Here is a 247-nt window from a genome sequence, read left to right as displayed (position 1 = left end):
GTGTGCCGCATCTCACCGGGCGGCGCTTTGAGCACGGTGTGACGGACTGTTACACACTGTTCCGGGATGCTTATCATCTGGCGGGGATTGAGATGCCGGACTTTCATCGTGAGGATGACTGGTGGCGTAACGGCCAGAATCTCTATCTGGATAATCTGGAGGCGACGGGGCTGTATCAGGTGCCGTTGTCAGCGGCACAGCCGGGCGATGTGCTGCTGTGCTGTTTTGGTTCATCAGTGCCGAATCA

Annotated in this window: 1 pseudogene; it reads left to right on the top strand. The window is 57.5% G+C overall.

Annotation, left to right across the window (positions count from 1 at the left end):
- Nucleotides 1–247, top strand: a pseudogene (locus SB756_RS33710) (phage tail protein); the annotation flags it as partial.

The sequence above is a fragment of the Pseudomonas sp. SIMBA_068 genome, assembly GCF_046534705.1.
GTDB classification, from domain to species: domain Bacteria; phylum Pseudomonadota; class Gammaproteobacteria; order Pseudomonadales; family Pseudomonadaceae; genus Aquipseudomonas; species Aquipseudomonas putida.
Note: the sequence above shows the minus strand (reverse complement) of the source record. Positions and strands in the feature narration are given on the sequence as shown.